The 15,789-nt window shown below is 59.0% G+C and carries 18 protein-coding genes and 1 riboswitch; of the genes, 9 read left to right on the forward strand and 9 right to left on the reverse strand.

What is annotated here, in order from left to right:
- Positions 1–49: 49 nt before the first annotated feature.
- Positions 50–799 (forward strand): bifunctional demethylmenaquinone methyltransferase/2-methoxy-6-polyprenyl-1,4-benzoquinol methylase UbiE, encoded by a 750-nt coding sequence (gene ubiE, locus KO492_RS07845; RefSeq protein WP_216044452.1) that lies wholly within the window; start codon positions 50–52, stop codon positions 797–799.
- Positions 799–2,334: a 2-polyprenylphenol 6-hydroxylase gene (ubiB, locus tag KO492_RS07850; RefSeq protein WP_216044453.1), complete on the forward strand. Its 1,536-nt coding sequence runs from the start codon at positions 799–801 to the stop codon at positions 2,332–2,334. The genes ubiE and ubiB overlap by 1 nt, the downstream gene beginning before the upstream one ends.
- On the opposite strand, the gene KO492_RS07855 is transcribed toward ubiB, so the two are convergent.
- Entirely contained in the window at positions 2,331–3,197 is an 867-nt protein-coding gene (locus tag KO492_RS07855) for a phosphotransferase (protein ID WP_216044454.1), read from the reverse strand. The genes ubiB and KO492_RS07855 overlap by 4 nt on opposite strands.
- Positions 3,198–3,213: 16 nt before the next feature.
- Positions 3,214–3,411: a hypothetical protein gene (locus tag KO492_RS07860; protein WP_252735438.1), complete on the reverse strand. Its 198-nt coding sequence runs from the start codon at positions 3,409–3,411 to the stop codon at positions 3,214–3,216.
- Positions 3,412–3,489: 78 nt separating this feature from the next.
- Between KO492_RS07860 and KO492_RS07865 the strand changes: the two genes are divergently transcribed.
- The 5 genes from KO492_RS07865 (at position 3,490) to tenA (ending at position 7,196) form a co-directional block, all read left to right on the forward strand.
- Positions 3,490–4,011, forward strand: coding sequence for a CBS domain-containing protein (locus KO492_RS07865; RefSeq protein WP_216044455.1), 522 nt, complete (start codon positions 3,490–3,492; stop codon positions 4,009–4,011).
- A 118-nt stretch (positions 4,012–4,129) separates the two neighbouring features.
- A riboswitch (TPP riboswitch) is annotated at positions 4,130–4,227 on the forward strand.
- Positions 4,228–4,295: 68 nt separating this feature from the next.
- The gene (gene thiM, locus KO492_RS07870) at positions 4,296–5,084 is read left to right on the forward strand and encodes a hydroxyethylthiazole kinase (RefSeq protein WP_216044456.1); all 789 of its coding nucleotides are present in this window, start codon (positions 4,296–4,298) and stop codon (positions 5,082–5,084) included.
- A gap of 8 nt (positions 5,085–5,092) precedes the next feature.
- The gene (gene thiE / locus KO492_RS07875) at positions 5,093–5,704 is read left to right on the forward strand and encodes a thiamine phosphate synthase (protein ID WP_216044457.1); all 612 of its coding nucleotides are present in this window, start codon (positions 5,093–5,095) and stop codon (positions 5,702–5,704) included.
- Positions 5,701–6,510 carry a bifunctional hydroxymethylpyrimidine kinase/phosphomethylpyrimidine kinase gene (gene thiD / locus KO492_RS07880; protein ID WP_289847576.1) on the forward strand — a complete coding sequence of 270 codons (810 nt, stop codon included), beginning with the start codon at positions 5,701–5,703 and terminating at the stop codon, positions 6,508–6,510. Before thiE ends, thiD begins: the two co-directional genes overlap by 4 nt.
- Positions 6,507–7,196, forward strand: coding sequence for a thiaminase II (tenA, locus tag KO492_RS07885; RefSeq protein ID WP_216044459.1), 690 nt, complete (start codon positions 6,507–6,509; stop codon positions 7,194–7,196). The genes thiD and tenA overlap by 4 nt, the downstream gene beginning before the upstream one ends.
- A 21-nt stretch (positions 7,197–7,217) precedes the next feature.
- Here the strand turns inward: tenA and KO492_RS07890 are convergent, their stop codons facing one another.
- Genes KO492_RS07890 through KO492_RS07915 form a run of 6 tightly spaced genes read right to left on the reverse strand, consistent with a single transcriptional unit; the run spans position 7,218 to position 12,991 of the window.
- Complete coding sequence (locus KO492_RS07890; RefSeq protein WP_216044460.1) at positions 7,218–7,679, reverse strand: HAD family acid phosphatase; 462 nt, start codon at positions 7,677–7,679, stop codon at positions 7,218–7,220.
- Complete coding sequence (locus KO492_RS07895) at positions 7,676–8,218, reverse strand: histidine phosphatase family protein (RefSeq protein ID WP_216044461.1); 543 nt, start codon at positions 8,216–8,218, stop codon at positions 7,676–7,678. The genes KO492_RS07890 and KO492_RS07895 overlap by 4 nt, the downstream gene beginning before the upstream one ends.
- On the reverse strand, positions 8,215–9,231 hold the full coding sequence (locus KO492_RS07900; RefSeq protein ID WP_252735439.1) for an MBL fold metallo-hydrolase: 1,017 nt from the start codon (positions 9,229–9,231) through the stop codon (positions 8,215–8,217). Before KO492_RS07900 ends, KO492_RS07895 begins: the two co-directional genes overlap by 4 nt.
- A gap of 51 nt (positions 9,232–9,282) precedes the next feature.
- Positions 9,283–10,332: an ABC transporter ATP-binding protein gene (locus KO492_RS07905; protein WP_216044463.1), complete on the reverse strand. Its 1,050-nt coding sequence runs from the start codon at positions 10,330–10,332 to the stop codon at positions 9,283–9,285.
- Complete coding sequence (locus KO492_RS07910; RefSeq protein WP_216044464.1) at positions 10,320–12,023, reverse strand: ABC transporter permease; 1,704 nt, start codon at positions 12,021–12,023, stop codon at positions 10,320–10,322. The genes KO492_RS07905 and KO492_RS07910 overlap by 13 nt, the downstream gene beginning before the upstream one ends.
- Positions 12,023–12,991, reverse strand: coding sequence for an ABC transporter substrate-binding protein (locus KO492_RS07915; protein ID WP_216044465.1), 969 nt, complete (start codon positions 12,989–12,991; stop codon positions 12,023–12,025). Before KO492_RS07915 ends, KO492_RS07910 begins: the two co-directional genes overlap by 1 nt.
- Before the next feature lie 168 nt (positions 12,992–13,159).
- On the opposite strand from KO492_RS07915, the gene KO492_RS07920 reads away from it, so the two are divergent.
- Positions 13,160–13,927, forward strand: a complete 768-nt coding sequence (locus KO492_RS07920; protein WP_216044466.1) for a DeoR/GlpR family DNA-binding transcription regulator — start codon at positions 13,160–13,162, stop codon at positions 13,925–13,927.
- Positions 13,928–14,035: 108 nt separating this feature from the next.
- Positions 14,036–15,136 carry a chorismate synthase gene (gene aroC, locus KO492_RS07925; RefSeq protein ID WP_216044467.1) on the forward strand — a complete coding sequence of 367 codons (1,101 nt, stop codon included), beginning with the start codon at positions 14,036–14,038 and terminating at the stop codon, positions 15,134–15,136.
- A gap of 168 nt (positions 15,137–15,304) precedes the next feature.
- Here aroC and KO492_RS07930 read toward each other — a convergent pair whose 3' ends face one another.
- Positions 15,305–15,769 carry a PTS sugar transporter subunit IIA gene (locus tag KO492_RS07930; protein WP_216044468.1) on the reverse strand — a complete coding sequence of 155 codons (465 nt, stop codon included), beginning with the start codon at positions 15,767–15,769 and terminating at the stop codon, positions 15,305–15,307.
- Between the last annotated feature and the right edge of the window lie 20 nt (positions 15,770–15,789).

Genomic DNA, 15,789 nt, shown 5'->3' on the forward strand with positions numbered 1-15,789 from the left:
CGACATGAGCCCTATAAGAAGAGTGAGTTTCGAGAAAGGTTCAAGAGCGATGAGCGAGAACGGCAAAACCACCCATTTCGGTTTCAAGGACGTGGCCGAGGATCAGAAGGCAGATCTCGTCCATGGGGTGTTCACCTCCGTTGCCTCGAAATACGACATTATGAACGATGTCATGTCGATGGGCATTCACCGCGTCTGGAAAGATGCCATGATGGACTGGCTCGCACCGCGCCCCGGACAGCGCCTTCTGGATGTTGCGGGCGGGACTGGCGACATTTCCTTCCGCTTCCTGAAACGTGCGCCGGGGGCAAAATCCGTTGTGCTCGACATGACCGAATCGATGCTGATCGAAGGGCGCAAACGTGCCGAAGCCGCGCAAATGGCCGACAGTCTCGACTGGGTCACGGGCGATGCGATGCAGCTTCCGTTCGAGGACAACCAGTTCGACGTTTACACCATCTCCTTTGGCATCCGGAACGTCACACGCATTCAGGACGCCCTGTCCGAAGCCTACCGCGTGCTCAAGCCCGGCGGGCGTCTCATGGTGCTGGAGTTTTCGCAACTGCCCAACCCGATGATGCAGAAAGCCTATGATCTCTATTCGTTCAACGTCATTCCCCGCATGGGCCAGATGATCGCGGGCGACCATGACAGCTACCAATATCTTGTGGAAAGCATCCGGAAATTTCCGGATCAGGACACATTTGCACAGATGATCCGCACCGCCGGATTTTCCAACGTCAAATATCGCAATTTGACCATGGGCATTGCGGCCCTGCATTCCGGGTGGAAACTCTGATGCGCGGGCCTCACAATATCTGGCGGCTCATCCGCACCGGCGCAACGATGGAACGCACGGGCGCGATGACACAGGCCATGGACGCTATGGACGCGCCGAAAGCCCTTCGTGTTATGGCCCGCACTCTGGCGTGGCCGTTCCGCTGGCTGGGCTACAAGGGGGATCCGAACCTGCCGCCGGTCACGCGCGCGATCACCGCGCTGGGGCCGGCCTATATCAAATTCGGCCAGATTCTCTCGACCCGCCCCGATGTTGTCGGGGTTGATCTTGCGAAACAGCTTCAGGTGCTTCAGGACCGGATGCCGCCCTTCCCGCGAGATGCGGCCATCAAAACCATCGAGGCCGAGCTTCAAGCGCCGATCTCCGACCTGTTTTCCGAGTTCTCGGAACCGGTCGCCGCCGCCTCGATCGCACAGGTTCACAAGGCCGTCCGCGCGGACACGGGCAAAGCCGTTGCGGTCAAAGTGCTTCGCCCCGGTATCGAAAAAGCATTCCGCACCGACATCGATGCCTTTTACTTTATGGCTTCGGTCATCGAGTTTTTCTCTCCGGCGTCACGTCGCCTGCGCCCAACCGATGTGATCGCGCATTTTGAAGGGGTCGTGCATGGAGAGCTGGATCTGCGGCTGGAAAGCGCCTCTGCCTCCGAATACGCGGCCAACACGGCGAAAGACGAAGGGTTTTCCGTCCCTGCCGTCGATTGGAACCTGTCCGCCAAACGGGTGATGACACTCGAATGGGTAGAAGGGATCACCGCATCCGACATCGACGAGATCGTTGCTGCGGGTCATGATCGCTCCAGCCTCGGTCCACGGGTCTTGCAGATGTTCCTGACCCATGCGCTGCGTGACGGTTTTTTCCATGCAGACATGCATCAAGGCAACCTCAAGGTCGCCCCGAATGGTGATATTGTCGCGCTGGATTTCGGCATTATGGGCATGCTCGACGAGTATACACGACGTGTTTACGCCGAAATTTTGTATGGCTTTATTAAAAAAGACTACAAACGGGTTGCCGAGGTCCATTTTGAAGCGGGCTATGTGCCTGCGGATCGTGATGTGGACGAGTTCGCCCGCGCGCTGCGCGCTGTGGGGGATCCGATTTTCGGCATGGATGCCAGCCGTATTTCTATGGCGCGTCTTTTGTCCTACCTGTTTGAAGTCACCGAACGGTTCGGCATGCAGACCCGCACGGAACTCATTCTTTTGCAGCGCACTATGGTGGTGGTTGAGGGCGTTTCCCGCTCGCTTGATCCGCATATCAACATCTGGGAAGTCTCCAAACCCGTGGTGGAAGAATACATCAAATCCAATATTGGCCCGCGCGCACTCAGCCGCGACCTGCTGCGAACCGCGACTGTTCTGGCCCGTTTCGGGCCGCGCCTGCCGCAACTGGCCGAATCTCTCCTGATTGCCCAGAGCAAGGCCAATGAAGAGCCTGCCAAGCCGTCAAACCATTGGCAAGCCGCTTGGCTGGTTGCGGGGGGAGTGGTGTCTGCCGGACTCGGCGCGGCAGCGGTGCTTATCTTTGGTTAAGGCGCGTCCCGCAAAGCGTTAAGCTCGGCCTCAAGCGCCTGCGTATAAATGGCCTCCCCTTGCGCGGCCTTCCATGCGCAATAGGCGGCCATGCGCCAATGATAGTAAGGTTCAAGCGCCCGATACCTCGCTATGGTTTCTGTGTCGGGATACCCCTGAAGCGCCTCGACCTCGGCTTCCGGCGTCAACGGCTCCATGCCGTAAACCACATGCATCGCAGGCGAGAGCGCAATTGCCAGATCTGCGGTTGCATCGCCATATGCAGGACATTGCCAATCAATCAGAACACGCTCAGAACCTGCCGCAATGACATTCGCGGGCACTGGGTCTCCATGTAAGAAAACATCCGCTCCGGTTGCTATGTCTTCCGGCTCCGGCATGTGACGCAAAAGCCAACCCGCCTCATATGTTGCCAGCCCCGACAGAAAATCCATGCCTTCACGCAACAGCCCTTCGGACGTAACGCAAACCCGTCGCAAGGTCGTAATCGGTTTGAGACTGTGAAGGCGCGCAAGCACCCGCATCGTGGCCGCATCGGTTGTCGCGGCCCTCTCTCCCTCGACATACCGATAGACCAGACACATTCCGCGACGGGTCTCAAAAGAGGTCACGAACTCCGGCGCCAACCCTGTTCCGTGCAAGGTTTTCAGGGCTGAAGCCTCTGCCGACGCCTCATTCGGAAACAGGCGATTGCCCCGCGCGGGATCGAAGAGTTTGAACACCCGATCCTCCGCACCAACGCGCAAACACCAGGACCGATTGCTCCGCCCGCCGGAAAGAGGTTTCCACTCCTGCGGTGCGCCGTAATTCTGTGTCGCAAAGGCCTGTAACGCGTCAGGCACTTCATCCGGATTGTGTTTCACATGCGCGACCTTCAACTCAACGGGTGACCGGCACCAACCCAAGCACAAGCAAGATCACAGCCGCGATCAGCCCGTAAATCCAGAGCTGTGTACGCGGCCCTTCGGCCTTCCAGACGCTGCGATAGCGGTAGCCCGCGAGACAGGCAATCACGAAGAGAATCGTTGCCGTTACAGGCGTAAGCGACAGCGGCGATCCGGTCAGGGCTTCAATCAAAACGGGTCTCCCGGCTGGAAAAAGTTTACTCAGGCGCGAATCTCTCTACCCTAAGAGACACCTTAGGGAGGAAAAGACATGCCAGCTTCATACACACCAAAGACGCGGGGAGCCATGGCACATGAACACAGCCATAGCCAAACCGTCGAGACCAACACAGCCGCCGCAGAGGCCACTGTCGCGGATGTTCTGGCGCAGAAGGGCGCTGACATTTTTGCCGTCAAACCGCTCGACACCATCAAACACGCCGTCGAACTGATGCGCGACAATCGCATCGGGATTGTTCTGGTCAAGGATGCACAAGACGCATTGGTCGGCGTCCTGTCGGAACGCGACATTGTGCGACAGCTTGCGGATACGCCGGGCCAGACCCTGCCCAAAACCGTGGCCGACCTGATGACGCGCGAAATCGAAACCGCAACATCTCAGGAACAGCTTGTAAGCGTTTTGCGTCGCATGACCGACGGGCGATTCCGGCATATGCCCGTGATAGACGACGGGACGCTGGTGGGGCTGATCTCCATCGGGGATGTGGTGAGCTATCGCCTGGCCGCGCTGGAATACGAGGCTTTGAAGCTCAAGCAGCTCATTGTCGGCTGAAACCCGAACGCAGGCCGCAATATCAGCGTGTCTGTTTCTATCACGCGGACGCGCTATGTGCGCTGAACCGCGTCAGAAGGCTTGACGCCCGCCCGAATGGATGCCAGCACTAGCGCACGAATAGCGACAGGGGCGCTCGGAGGATTTCCGGGCTGAGACGAACCCTTAGAACCTGAACCGGATAATGCCGGCGGAGGGAGGCGCGTAAGACGATTGCGGGCTTTTACTCGGTGCCTGCGCTCCTCTTTCGATCTCCTCCCCTGCCTACGCGAGAGGAGATTACGATGGAAGACTTGGGCCAATCGCTTGACCATATGCGGCAAACCGCGCCGTTGGTTCACAACATCACCAATTACGTCGCGATGAATGTCATGGCGAATGTCATGCTCGCCGCCGGAGCATCGCCCGCGATGCTACATGCCCGCGAAGAGGTCGAGGAATTCGCGGCCCTTGCGCAGGCCATCACGATCAACATCGGCACCCCCTCCCCCGCGTGGGCCGAAGCGATGGAAATGGCCGCCAAAACCGCCAACGCGCACAAGACCCCGTGGGTGTTTGATCCGGTTGCGGTCGGTGCTACCGCCTATCGTCGCGAACTCGGGCCACGGCTTCTTGCGCTTTCGCCCAGTGTGATTCGGGGAAATGCCTCCGAAATTCTGGCGCTTGCGGGCGTGGGCACCGCAGGAAAGGGCGCGGATGCAACGGATTCGGTCGATGCCGCCCAAACCGCCGCTCGCGACCTGGCGCGCCAAAGCGGCGGCATTGTTGCGGTCACAGGGCCGGTTGATTTCGTCACAGACGGGGATCGCACGGCTCTCATCGCAAACGGTCACGAGATGATGCCGCGCATTACGGCGCTGGGATGTTCTCTGAACGGGATCATCGGCGCGTTTCTGGTCGGTCAGGACCCGTTCGACGCCACCGTGGCAGCGCTGGCCTATTACGGTTTGGCCGGTGAACTGGCGAGCCAGAGGGCTGAGGGGCCGGCCTCGTTCCAGACCGCCTTTATCGACGCGCTCTACCAGCTTGATCCGGCGACATTGACCCAAGGCGCGAGGGTCACGGTTCAATGACGCTCCCGATGATCCCGCCCCTTTGTTTTATCACCGAAGCATCGGACAGCCCCTCCATGCTCGCCCAATGCCGCGCTGCCGCCAGAGGCGGCGCAGGGTGGATACAGTTGCGTCACAAGACCTTGCCTGACACAGAGTTTGCCGCGCTGGCCCGTCAGATCATGGTGGAAATCGCGCCTTACGGGGCCAAGCTTCTGGTGAACGACCGCATTGACGTGGCCATCGAAGTGGGGACGCCAGGGCTACATATCGGGCAAGGCGATGGCGATCCCGCCGAAATCCGCAGCCGCATCGGCTCCGAAATGCTGCTCGGCCTTTCTGTCGAGGAAGCAGAACATATCCAAGCCGTGCCGGACGGGGCTGATTACCTCGGGGTCGGGCCGATTTATGCGACCGGATCGAAACCCGACCACGCGGCTCCTATCGGGGTCGAAGGCTTTGCCGAGATCGCATCTCTGACCTCCCTGCCCTGTCTCGCCATCGGCGGCGTCACAGAGCGCGATGCCGCAGCGATCAAATGCGCAGGAGGGGCCGGACTGGCCGTCGTCTCCGCCATTTCCCGCGCCCCTGACATGGAAGCCGCAACCCGCACACTTCTGAACGCATGGAGAAAAGCATGATCCCGAACATCCTGTCGATTGCAGGGTCCGATTGTTCCGGCGGGGCCGGTATTCAGGCGGATATCAAATCCATTTCGGCCAATGGCGGTTATGCGATGTCTGTCATCACCGCCCTGACCGCCCAGAACACGCGGGGCGTCTCGGCTGTCAGCCTGTGTGACACAGGAATGATCGCCGCTCAGATCGCCGCCATTCGTGACGACATCCGAATTGACGCCATCAAGATCGGTATGCTGGGAGATGCGCAGATCATCGACTGCGTGGCACAGGGCATTTCCGGTCTGGACTGCCCCGTTGTGCTCGACCCTGTGATGGTGGCCAAGGGCGGGGACCGTCTGTTGCAGCAAGAGGCCGTTTCCGCGCTCCGCAGCCTTCTGCCGCAAGCAACGCTCATCACCCCCAACCTGCCGGAAGCCGCCGACATTCTGGACTGTGACGAGGCCTCCACAACCCGCGAGATGCAGGCACAGGCACAGGCTCTGCTCGGCCTTGGGCCCGAGGCGGTTCTGCTCAAAGGCGGGCATCTCGGCGGAGATGATAGTCCCGACCTTTTGCTCACGCGCAAGGGTGGGAAAGAAGTTTGGTTCGAAAGCCTCCGCGTTGCGACGAAAAACACCCACGGAACAGGCTGCACCTACGCATCGGCTCTGGCGACCTACATTGGCGCGGGGCTGGCGCTTGAGGAGGCCGCACGGCGTGCAAAGGCCTATATCAGCGCGTCCATCGCGGCGGCGGACCAACTCCACGTCGGGTCGGGCCACGGCCCCGTCCATCATTTCCACTTTCTGAAAGACAGCACACAATGAGCTTTACCCAAGAACTGGCCGCGCACACCCAAGAGCTACGCCAGCAGATTCACGCGATGCCCTTCAACCGTGCTTTGGCGGATGGCAGCCTGACGCCGGAGATTTTCCAAGGCTACATCATTCAGGATGCCCATTACCTCGAAGGCTTCGCTCGCGCCCTCTCTCTGGCCGCCTCCAAAGCCCCGGATGCACAGTCCATTGCGCAGCTTGCTGGCTCTGCCGCCGGAGCTATCGCGGTCGAACGTGAACTTCACGCGCATTATATGGGCCTGTTTGGTGTCACATCCGACGATTTCGAAGGAACCGATGTGTCAGCCGCCTGCGATCACTACGTCTCTTTCCTGCTCCGCTCCGCCGCGATCGGAGATTTCCCCGAAGCAGTCACGGCTCTTTTGCCCTGTTTCTGGATCTATCGCGATATCGGCATGGAAATCGCGCAAACCAGTCGCGCGGACAATCCCTATAGCGCATGGATTGCCACCTATTCCGGCGAGGCTTTTGACCAGAGCGTCCAGCGTATGCTCGACCTCGTCAACAAGGTGGCGGACGATGCAAGTGACGCGACCCGTGCGCGGATGCATCACGCTTTTCAACGGAGTTGCTGGCACGAATGGCGGTTCTGGGACAGCGCCTATCATCGGGAGGGCTGGAAACAACCGCGTCCTGAAGATGCGATGACGGGTTAACGAGAGCGCGTCACTCCCTGATCAAAAATCCCCTGGTGCGCATTGCAGGCAGACAAGCCCTTCGGCGCGCCAGGCCTCCACAACAGAATTCCGGTCGTCGATCACAAGCCAAGGGATCAACCCGTCAGCTTTCATCTCCGCCAAGGCGCGGCGCTTGACGTCCGGATCGCTCGCCTCGTCCTGATCCTCAGCCCGCAAATAGATGCCATCGAACGGCAGATCATGTTTGCGCAGCCACGCAATCGTATGCTCCGCCCAGCCTCGTGGCCGGCCCGAACAGATCACGATGGTTTCGCCGCTGGCCTTCAGACGCCGCATGAGTTTCGCGACGGGAGCAATCAAAGGCGCATCGGCCATCGCATCGTGAAACGCATCCCATTGTTTTTCGACCCCATGCACAAGATGGCCGAGGCTTCCGGCGTCAAACTCCGCCAGCGTCCCATCAACATCAAACACGACACAGGGTTTGGCTGGATTTGTCATAACTCTTTTTCCTCGAAGGTTTCGCCCACCCTCTCGAACAGGATCGGTGTTGCGTTGGGTGGGCGTGTCCCGACATCGCCTGTGGTCCAAAGCACACGCGCAGCGCGGATCACGCCGGAATGGCATACAAGAACCGGCAATTTGTTCTGTGACACCGCGCAAATTTCGGTGATTGTGCGCTGGATTCGAGACAACATGGCGGGCCAGCTTTCGCCGGATTCCGGCGTATCTTCGCGCGCAGGTTGCTGATCCAGAGGACGCATTTCAAAGACGCCCCAATCGCGTTCCCGCAACCCGTCGTGACGCGTAAATGCCCGATCAGGAAAGGCCAGTTTGCATGTATCCTGCGCCCGCGACATCGGGCTTGCATAAAGCACGATCGGCTCCGGCCAGTCTCGACGGGACAGTTCACGCGCTTGTTGCCTGCCGCGCTCGGTCAAGGGCACATCCGTACGCCCCGCGATAATCCCGTCCGCATTCGCCGTAGTCTCGCCGTGGCGAATCAAACAGAAGCTTCCGGACGGCAAAGGCACGGTCATAGCCGCACCGGATCATGCAGGAAAACCTCCACACCGAGATCTTCGACCAGATAGTCTTCTGGCTGCGCACAAAAGGCAGGCGCAAAGCGTTTCGCACCGAGGCGTTCGAGCATCCTGACCTGATCGCGCAACGGCGGGTGCACATTCCAGCGTTGGAAATATCCCCCCGGCACAGCACAGATACCGCGTGCATGGGCGGTCATGTGGCCAGTGAAAACCACATGCGCATCGCGGCCCAAACGTCCGCTTTCGTTCCATGCCCGCACATAGCCCCAAGCGGCACCGCCATCAGCATTTGGTGTGTCGCAGATAAGAAAACGCGCCTGCTCCATCGGACCACGTTCCAGAAGCGGCGCAATTTCCTGCACATCGGGGCTTAGCGTCTGGCTGGCAAGCGCGGCCTTTAAAGCGGCCTGACATTCAGGATCCAGCATCACGCTTTCGACCCCGAAACGCCGGATCAGATGCAGGGCCATTTCACCGGCCCGACCGGACGGCGGCACCGGTAAAAGCACCTGCCCGTGCAGACCGTCCAGCAAGGCATCCAGCGCCGCGAACCGTTCAGACTGGGGCACATCGTCCAGGTGATAGGAACAATCCAGAATAGCCGTCGCAGCAGCGGGCGGAGGGTCAAAAGGGAACCAGTCGGATTCCTCGGACCAGTCACCCGAATAGAAAAAACCCTCGCCCAGCGCGAAATGCATCCAGACACCACCCATCGCATGACCATTGCGTCCGGTGGTAAGCGTCACACCATCGATGACCGTTTCCCCTTGTTCGGGCAAAAGATGCACCTTCGCCGCGGGAGGCAAGGACTTGGCCGTCTGGGGCGTGGCATAGATCGGCAGACCCGCCTCAACCGCATGCGAAGCCCCACCGATGTGATCGATATGGTCATGGGTGATAAACACCGCTTCCGCACCCTTGAGCCATTCGGGATTGAAATGCGCATTGGCCTCGGGACCAAAGCCGCAATCCAGAAGCCAGATGCGGTCATCCAAGCTCAGTTGCATACATGCGGGGCCCTTGTCCCCGATGCCAGAGAGTAATCTTACAGTTTGCATTTAGTCCTCTGAAAATGCCCAAGGGGTTGTGATGGTCAGGCCGAGCTGTGCGCCGACATCGAATTTCGCCCGCGTTTCCGCCAAAAGCCGCGTGCCACATTCGGACACGGTTTCCAGCAAGTATTTGCCGCCCAGATAAGTGACCCGCGCCACCTTGGCCCGCAGATCACCCGTCTCCGCGATGCTGAGATTTTCAGGCCGCAGGCAAACATGGCTGACACGCGATTTTTCCGGATCGGTTTGCACAGCAACCTCCGTGCCCAAAATCTGCGCCCGAAGCTCCTCCCCCCTTCGCGCGACCCCATGCACAGGCACCACGGCCCCGCGCCCGACAAACTCCGCCACAAAGCGGTTCTTGGGACGTTCATAAAGGGTTTGGGGCGTATCAAATTGCTGGGTTCGGCCCTGATCCATCACCGCAATCCGGTCGGCCATCGCCATCGCTTCGGCCTGATCATGGGTGACATAGACCATAGTTGCGCCGGTGCGTTTGTGGAAATCCGTAAACACCCCCTGCATCGAAGCTCGCAGCGCCACATCCAGATTGGCGAGCGGCTCATCGAGCAAGACAGCGCAGGGATCAGACACGAGGCACCGCGCCAGCGCCACCCGCTGCCGCTGCCCGCCGGAGAGATCGGATGGCATACGATCCGCATAATCGCCCAGCCCCGTTGCCGCGAGGGCGGCGTCTGTCTGTGTTGCAATGTCGGCTTTGGAAAACCGCCGGATTTCGAGCGGATAAGACACATTGCGACGCACGGACATATGCGGCCAGAGCGCGTAGGACTGGAACACAAAGCCGATGTTGCGCTCTTCGGGCGGCATCATCACGCCTGTGTCAGCATTGGCCATGTCACGCCCGCCGATGCGGATTTGTCCACGGGTCGGCAGTTCAAACCCCGCCAGAATCCGTAGCAACGTGGTCTTGCCACAGCCCGATGGCCCCAGAAGCGCGATAAATTCGCCATCTTCGAACCGCGTGGTGATGTCTTGTAGCGCAGGCGTGCCCGCGAATGTTTTGCCGACAGAGGACAGGTCTATGTCTGCCATGGGACAACTCCTTTGGGAAAGCGGCGCGACAGCAGCTGGATCACCGCCATAAGCGCCATGACCACCAGCACGATGGTCATGGCCAGCGCGCTGGCCATCGCTGTTTCGCCACTGTCATCAAGATTGAAAATCACCACGCCAAGCGTCTCTGTGCCCGACGACCACAAAAGCGCAGAGACCGTAAGTTCATTAAACGCGGTGAGAAACACGAGGATCGCCCCCGCCGCCGCCGCCGGAGCCGAAAGCGGCAGGATCACATCGCGCAGACGACGGAACAAAGAGGCCCCGACCGATTGCGCCGCCTCATTCATGGCCGGATCAAGTTGCTTCAGACTTGCCTGCACAGGGCGGAACATGACCGCGAAAAAACGTGCGAGATAGGCGAGGAAGATGATCCAGATCGTGCCGTAGAGCGTGGCTTCGGTAAAGGGCAGTTTGATGAGCAAAAGGATCATCGCAATCGACAGAACAACCCCCGGAAGCGCGTAGGGCAGATCCAGAAGGCTGTCGAACAGACGCGAGAGCCGTGTTTTGTGCCGCTCCATCAACCACGCCAGAGGCAGGCAGACCACCATCAGAACCAGAGAGGCGCCCACCGCCAGACTGAAGGAATTGACAAAGGCCCGCGATGTCGAAGGCTGGCGGAACAAAACCTCATGCCATGCGGCAAAGGTCACCGTGTCCAAACTCAAGGCAACACCATATGCGGGCACCAAGGAGGTCGCAAGCAGACCCGACATAGGCAACACGAGGATCACCAGAACCACAGCCCAAAGCAAAAGCTCCACCGGCAGACGTGCCGCGCCCAACGGAATGGCAAGCGGGCGGGAGGTGGCTCCCACAAGATGCAGTTTCTGACGGCTCTGAAAGAAACGCTGTAACAGAATACCGATCACGGCCACCGTTCCGATCAGCATGGCGAGAACAGAGACTTCGGCCAGCACGGTTGTGCCCATTCCGGCAAGCTTCTGATACACCAATGTCGGAAGCGTCACATAGCCCGCAGGAATCCCCAACATGGCCGGAATACCGAAGTTGCCCAGCGCGGTGACAAAGGTGATCGCCGTCCCTGCGGCCAGACTAGGCAATGTCAGAGGCATCACCACCTGCCACCATGTGCGCAGCCCCTTGGCACCGCTGATCCGAGCCGCTTCGACCACTTCTTGCGGGATCGAGCGCAGCCCCGCACGCAGGGTCAGAAAAATGATCGACATATGCTGGATACCCAAAAGCACGATGATGCCTTCTGCCGAATATAGCGGTTGCGGCGCGCCCAGTGGCGGCGCGATGCCAAGTGTTTTCAGCAGGACTGAAGATGGCCCCATGATCTGCGTCCATGAGAGCGCGGTGATTTGGGGCGGGATCATCATCGGGATCATCAGACAAAAGACCAACGCCGCCTTGGCGCGCAAATCTGTCAGCGCGACCAGAAAGGCAAACGCCGCGCCAAGCACCAGCGACAGGACTGTGCCCAGACCCGCAGTAACGAGCGAATGTTTGAGCGCACTCATCGTCGAGGATTTTGACAACACATCGCCCATTAAGGACAGGCTCGGTGCACCCTGATCCGTGACCCCTTCGACAAAGAGGCGCAAGACGGGGGCCAGCGTCAGACAGATCGCGACAATCAGAATCGCGGAGAGCAGCCGACCTTCGGACCGGCTGCCTCCCATTTGCATCGAGACGCCCATCACTCAGCGCCGAAAAGCTCTGCGAACCTGGCCTTATTGGCCTCGGCGTTTTCCAGTGCGGTGGCCGGATCGAATGCCATCAGCTTGATGTCCTCGCGGGCGGGGAAACCTTCGGGCACCCCCATGCCGTCACGTGCCGGAATATAGCCCATGTCGAGGACAAGATCCTGCCCCTCTTGGCTGATCAGGAAGTCAACGAATTTCTGTGCGCCGTCCATATTCTTCGCAGTGGACAGGATAGCCACAGGCTCGGTCACATAAGATACGCCCTCTTCAGGGAAGACGAAATCAACCGGAGAACCGTCTGCCTTGTTCCGGATTGCGAGGAAGTCCACGACCATACCGTAAGGCTTTTCGCCCGATGCCACGGCTTTGAACGTGCCGCCGTTGCCACCTTGGGCGCGGGCATCATTGGCCGCCAGATTTTCGTAATAGTCCCAGCCAAGGCTCTCGTCACCTGTAAGCGTGGCGAGATGGATCAGCGCAGCACCCGAATAAAGCGGCGAGGGCATTGCGATCTGGCCTTTGATGGCCGGATCCGCGAGATCGGTCCAAGAGGTCGGCGCGGTTTCAACGCCTGTGTTATACACGATGCCGGTGGTGATGAGCTTGGTGGAGTAGTAGTAACCCTCCGGCGAATAGAGGGCCGCGTCGTAGTTTGCGGCCTCCGGCGACTGATACGCGACCAAGAGCCCCTCCTGCGCCATGCCTTCCAGCGTGACCGTGTCGGCAATCAAAAGCACGTCAGGCTGCGGATTGCCCGCTTCGATTTCCGCGCGCAAACGGGCCATGAGTTTGGTCGTGCCGTCACGCACCCAATCCACCTCTGTGCCCGGATTGGCCGCCATAAAGGCATCGACCGTCTTCTGCGCATCGGCATTGGGCTGGGAGGTGTAAAGCGTGATCGTATCGGCCATGGCGGTACTCGCCATGAGGGCAAAAGCGGTGGTGGTGAGGAAGGACTTCATCGGGCTCTCCTGAGGGTGTTGCTTTCGTTCGAAAGTAATTCACGAGAGCCTTATTCCTCCGGAGTGATAAGGTTTTGTGACAAATCTGTAACTTTTTTAATGATATTGCGCGGGGTTTGTTTCCTTTCTACCATCCCTGCAAGCACAGTTTGTTTTCGAAGGAAAGTCATGAAGCGGCTGGATATGACAGAGCGGCGCGACCGTATCATTGCGCTCTTGTCGGAGAACGAAGAGTTGTCGGCTGCGGAACTGTCCGAACGTCTTGCCGTGTCGGTTCAGACGATCCGCACCGATTTGCGCGATCTGGATGCGGCCGCACTCGTGCAGCGGCGGAATGGCTCGGCGCGATTGCGGCAACAAAGCGAGAATATCGGATACCTGCCTCGCGAAAGCCTATCGCGGCAGGAAAAACAGCGGATCGCATTGGCGGTGAAGAACCTGATCCCGAATGGCGCGCGCGTTGCCCTCGGCACCGGAACCACGGTCGAACATTGCGCACGTCTACTGGCCTCTCACAAAGACCTGTTCGTTGTGACCAACAGCATCCACGCCGTCTGCGCCCTGCAAAACGCACCAAGAGTTGTCGTCGAGATGGCAGGCGGGGCTGTGCGTATGCGAGATCTGGATATGATCGGCGTTCCGGCGTTAGAGTTCTTTACGAAATATCGCGTGGATTATGCGATTTTCAGTTGTGGCGGCCTGTCGGAGAGCGGGACGGTGATGGATTATAACTCCGAGGAGATTTCCACACGAAAAGCCATCGCAGGTTGCGCGAACACAACGATTCTGGTCATGGATTCCGAAAAGTTCGGTCTCGATCTGGCCTGCCACCACGCGCATCTGCGCGATTATGACATGGTCGTCACCGGCGCACATTTACCAGATGATGTGTTGCGCGCCTGCGATCAATCCGGTTGCCGGATTATCAAGGTGTAAGCCTCCGTCATGCCTGTCGCAAAGCAGCTTCTTCCCTGCATCCTTGCGCACATTGATTGCCCAACGATGTGACATCGGATAAAGCACATGTAACGTGAGGAGCCGCCCATGAGCATGAATACATTCGGACATCTTTTCCGCTTCACCACTTGGGGCGAAAGCCACGGGCCCGCTTTGGGGGCCACGGTTGATGGCTGCCCTCCGGGAATCGAGATCAATGAAGAGATGCTTCAGGTCTGGCTCGACAAACGCAAACCCGGCACGTCGAAGTTCACCACCCAACGTCAGGAACCGGATCAGGTGGAAATCCTCTCCGGCGTCTTCGAGGGCAAAACCACCGGCACGCCGATCCAGCTTATGATCCGCAACACGGACCAGCGCTCGAAAGACTACGGCGAGATTGCGCAGGCCTTTCGTCCGGGCCATGCCGACATCACCTATTTCCAGAAATACGGCCTTCGGGACTACCGTGGCGGCGGTCGTTCTTCGGCGCGGGAAACAGCGGCGCGTGTGGCCGCTGGCGGAATAGCACGAGCCGTTCTGGCCAAGTTGGTGCCTGCTCTGGAGATCAAAGGCTACATGACGCAGATCGGCCCTCACGGGATCGAGGGGCCCCGTGACATGAGCGAAATCGACAACAATCCGTTCTGGGTGCCCTCCGCGAAAACCGCTGAGATCTGGGCAGATTACCTGAGCGCCATTCGCAAAAACGGCTCTTCGGTTGGCGCTGTGATCGAAGTGGTCGCAAAAGGCGCACCTGCCGGTCTTGGCGCACCGATCTACGCCAAGCTGGACACGGATCTGGCTGCGGCGATGATGTCTATTAATGCTGTCAAAGCCGTTGAAATTGGCGAGGGCATGAATGCCGCTTGTCTGACCGGCGAGGAAAACGCGGACGAGATGCGAATGGGGCCTGATGGTCCCGAGTTCGGCTCCAATCACGCGGGTGGAATTCTTGGCGGGATTTCTACGGGACAGGACGTGGTGGTGCGGTTTGCGGTCAAGCCAACCTCTTCAATCCTGACCCCGCGCAAGACCGTCACGAAATCCGGCAAAGAGACCGACCTGATCACCAAGGGGCGTCATGACCCCTGCGTCGGCATCCGTGCTGTTCCCGTCGGCGAAGCGATGATGGCCTGTGTCATTCTCGACCACCTTCTGTTGCATCGCGGGCAAGTCGGCGACGGTCCGCGTGGTCACATCGGCTAAGGAGATCGTGAAAGGCGTTAAAGCGTTTTTCGTTTAATCTGAATCAGATTGAGCGAAAAACCTTTCCACGCGGCATTGATGTTGCTGCGTTTCTCAAAAATTGAGTACCTCAAGTTTTTTTGAGAAACGTTTTAATTCAAACCCTTTCGCGAAACCCACCAAATCATGTCAGGCCGCTTTCGTGGCCGGACCTTCTGTCAGAATCGCGTGGAGCGTGGCTGGCTCGCTATTGGCCCGCAGCTTGGCGCAAATGTCGGCATCGCGCATGGTGCGGGATACGAGAGCCAAGGCCTTGAGATGATCAACACCGGATTCAGCTGGCGCAAACAATGCAAAGACCAAATCGACAGGCTGACGGTCTACAGCATCAAAATCCATAGGGCTTTCAAGCCGCAGGAATGCACCGACGACAGAATCCAGCCCCTCGATCCGCGCATGAGGCAGAGCAACGCCATGGCCCACACCAGTCGGGCCAAGGCTTTCGCGCTCCTGAAGCGCATCGACCGTCTCGTTCAAAGACAGATCATAGGCGCTTGCTGCAATCTCTCCCAGGTCCTGAAACAAGCGCTTCTTGCTGGTCATTTTGCCCACAACCTTAACGGCCTGTGGATCCAAAATCTTCGAGATATCCATCTAAAAACTACCCGCCTCGA

It is taken from the genome of Celeribacter halophilus, assembly GCF_018860305.1.
In the GTDB taxonomy this organism is placed as follows: domain Bacteria; phylum Pseudomonadota; class Alphaproteobacteria; order Rhodobacterales; family Rhodobacteraceae; genus Celeribacter; species Celeribacter halophilus_A.

What these genes read in the sequence shown, in the direction of transcription:
- ubiE (WP_216044452.1), top strand. Translation starts at nt 50, where the DNA reads ATGAGCGAGAACGGCAAAACCACCCATTTCGGTTTCAAGGACGTGGCC.
- ubiB (WP_216044453.1), top strand. Translation starts at nt 799, where the DNA reads ATGCGCGGGCCTCACAATATCTGGCGGCTCATCCGCACCGGCGCAACG.
- KO492_RS07865 (WP_216044455.1), top strand. Translation starts at nt 3,490, where the DNA reads ATGCCAGCTTCATACACACCAAAGACGCGGGGAGCCATGGCACATGAA.
- thiM (WP_216044456.1), top strand. Translation starts at nt 4,296, where the DNA reads ATGGAAGACTTGGGCCAATCGCTTGACCATATGCGGCAAACCGCGCCG.
- thiE (WP_216044457.1), top strand. Translation starts at nt 5,093, where the DNA reads ATGATCCCGCCCCTTTGTTTTATCACCGAAGCATCGGACAGCCCCTCC.
- thiD (WP_289847576.1), top strand. Translation starts at nt 5,701, where the DNA reads ATGATCCCGAACATCCTGTCGATTGCAGGGTCCGATTGTTCCGGCGGG.
- tenA (WP_216044459.1), top strand. Translation starts at nt 6,507, where the DNA reads ATGAGCTTTACCCAAGAACTGGCCGCGCACACCCAAGAGCTACGCCAG.
- KO492_RS07890 (WP_216044460.1), bottom strand. Translation starts at nt 7,679, where the DNA reads ATGACAAATCCAGCCAAACCCTGTGTCGTGTTTGATGTTGATGGGACG.
- KO492_RS07895 (WP_216044461.1), bottom strand. Translation starts at nt 8,218, where the DNA reads ATGACCGTGCCTTTGCCGTCCGGAAGCTTCTGTTTGATTCGCCACGGC.
- KO492_RS07900 (WP_252735439.1), bottom strand. Translation starts at nt 9,231, where the DNA reads ATGCAACTGAGCTTGGATGACCGCATCTGGCTTCTGGATTGCGGCTTT.
- KO492_RS07905 (WP_216044463.1), bottom strand. Translation starts at nt 10,332, where the DNA reads ATGGCAGACATAGACCTGTCCTCTGTCGGCAAAACATTCGCGGGCACG.
- KO492_RS07910 (WP_216044464.1), bottom strand. Translation starts at nt 12,023, where the DNA reads ATGGGCGTCTCGATGCAAATGGGAGGCAGCCGGTCCGAAGGTCGGCTG.
- KO492_RS07915 (WP_216044465.1), bottom strand. Translation starts at nt 12,991, where the DNA reads ATGAAGTCCTTCCTCACCACCACCGCTTTTGCCCTCATGGCGAGTACC.
- KO492_RS07920 (WP_216044466.1), top strand. Translation starts at nt 13,160, where the DNA reads ATGAAGCGGCTGGATATGACAGAGCGGCGCGACCGTATCATTGCGCTC.
- aroC (WP_216044467.1), top strand. Translation starts at nt 14,036, where the DNA reads ATGAGCATGAATACATTCGGACATCTTTTCCGCTTCACCACTTGGGGC.
- KO492_RS07930 (WP_216044468.1), bottom strand. Translation starts at nt 15,769, where the DNA reads ATGGATATCTCGAAGATTTTGGATCCACAGGCCGTTAAGGTTGTGGGC.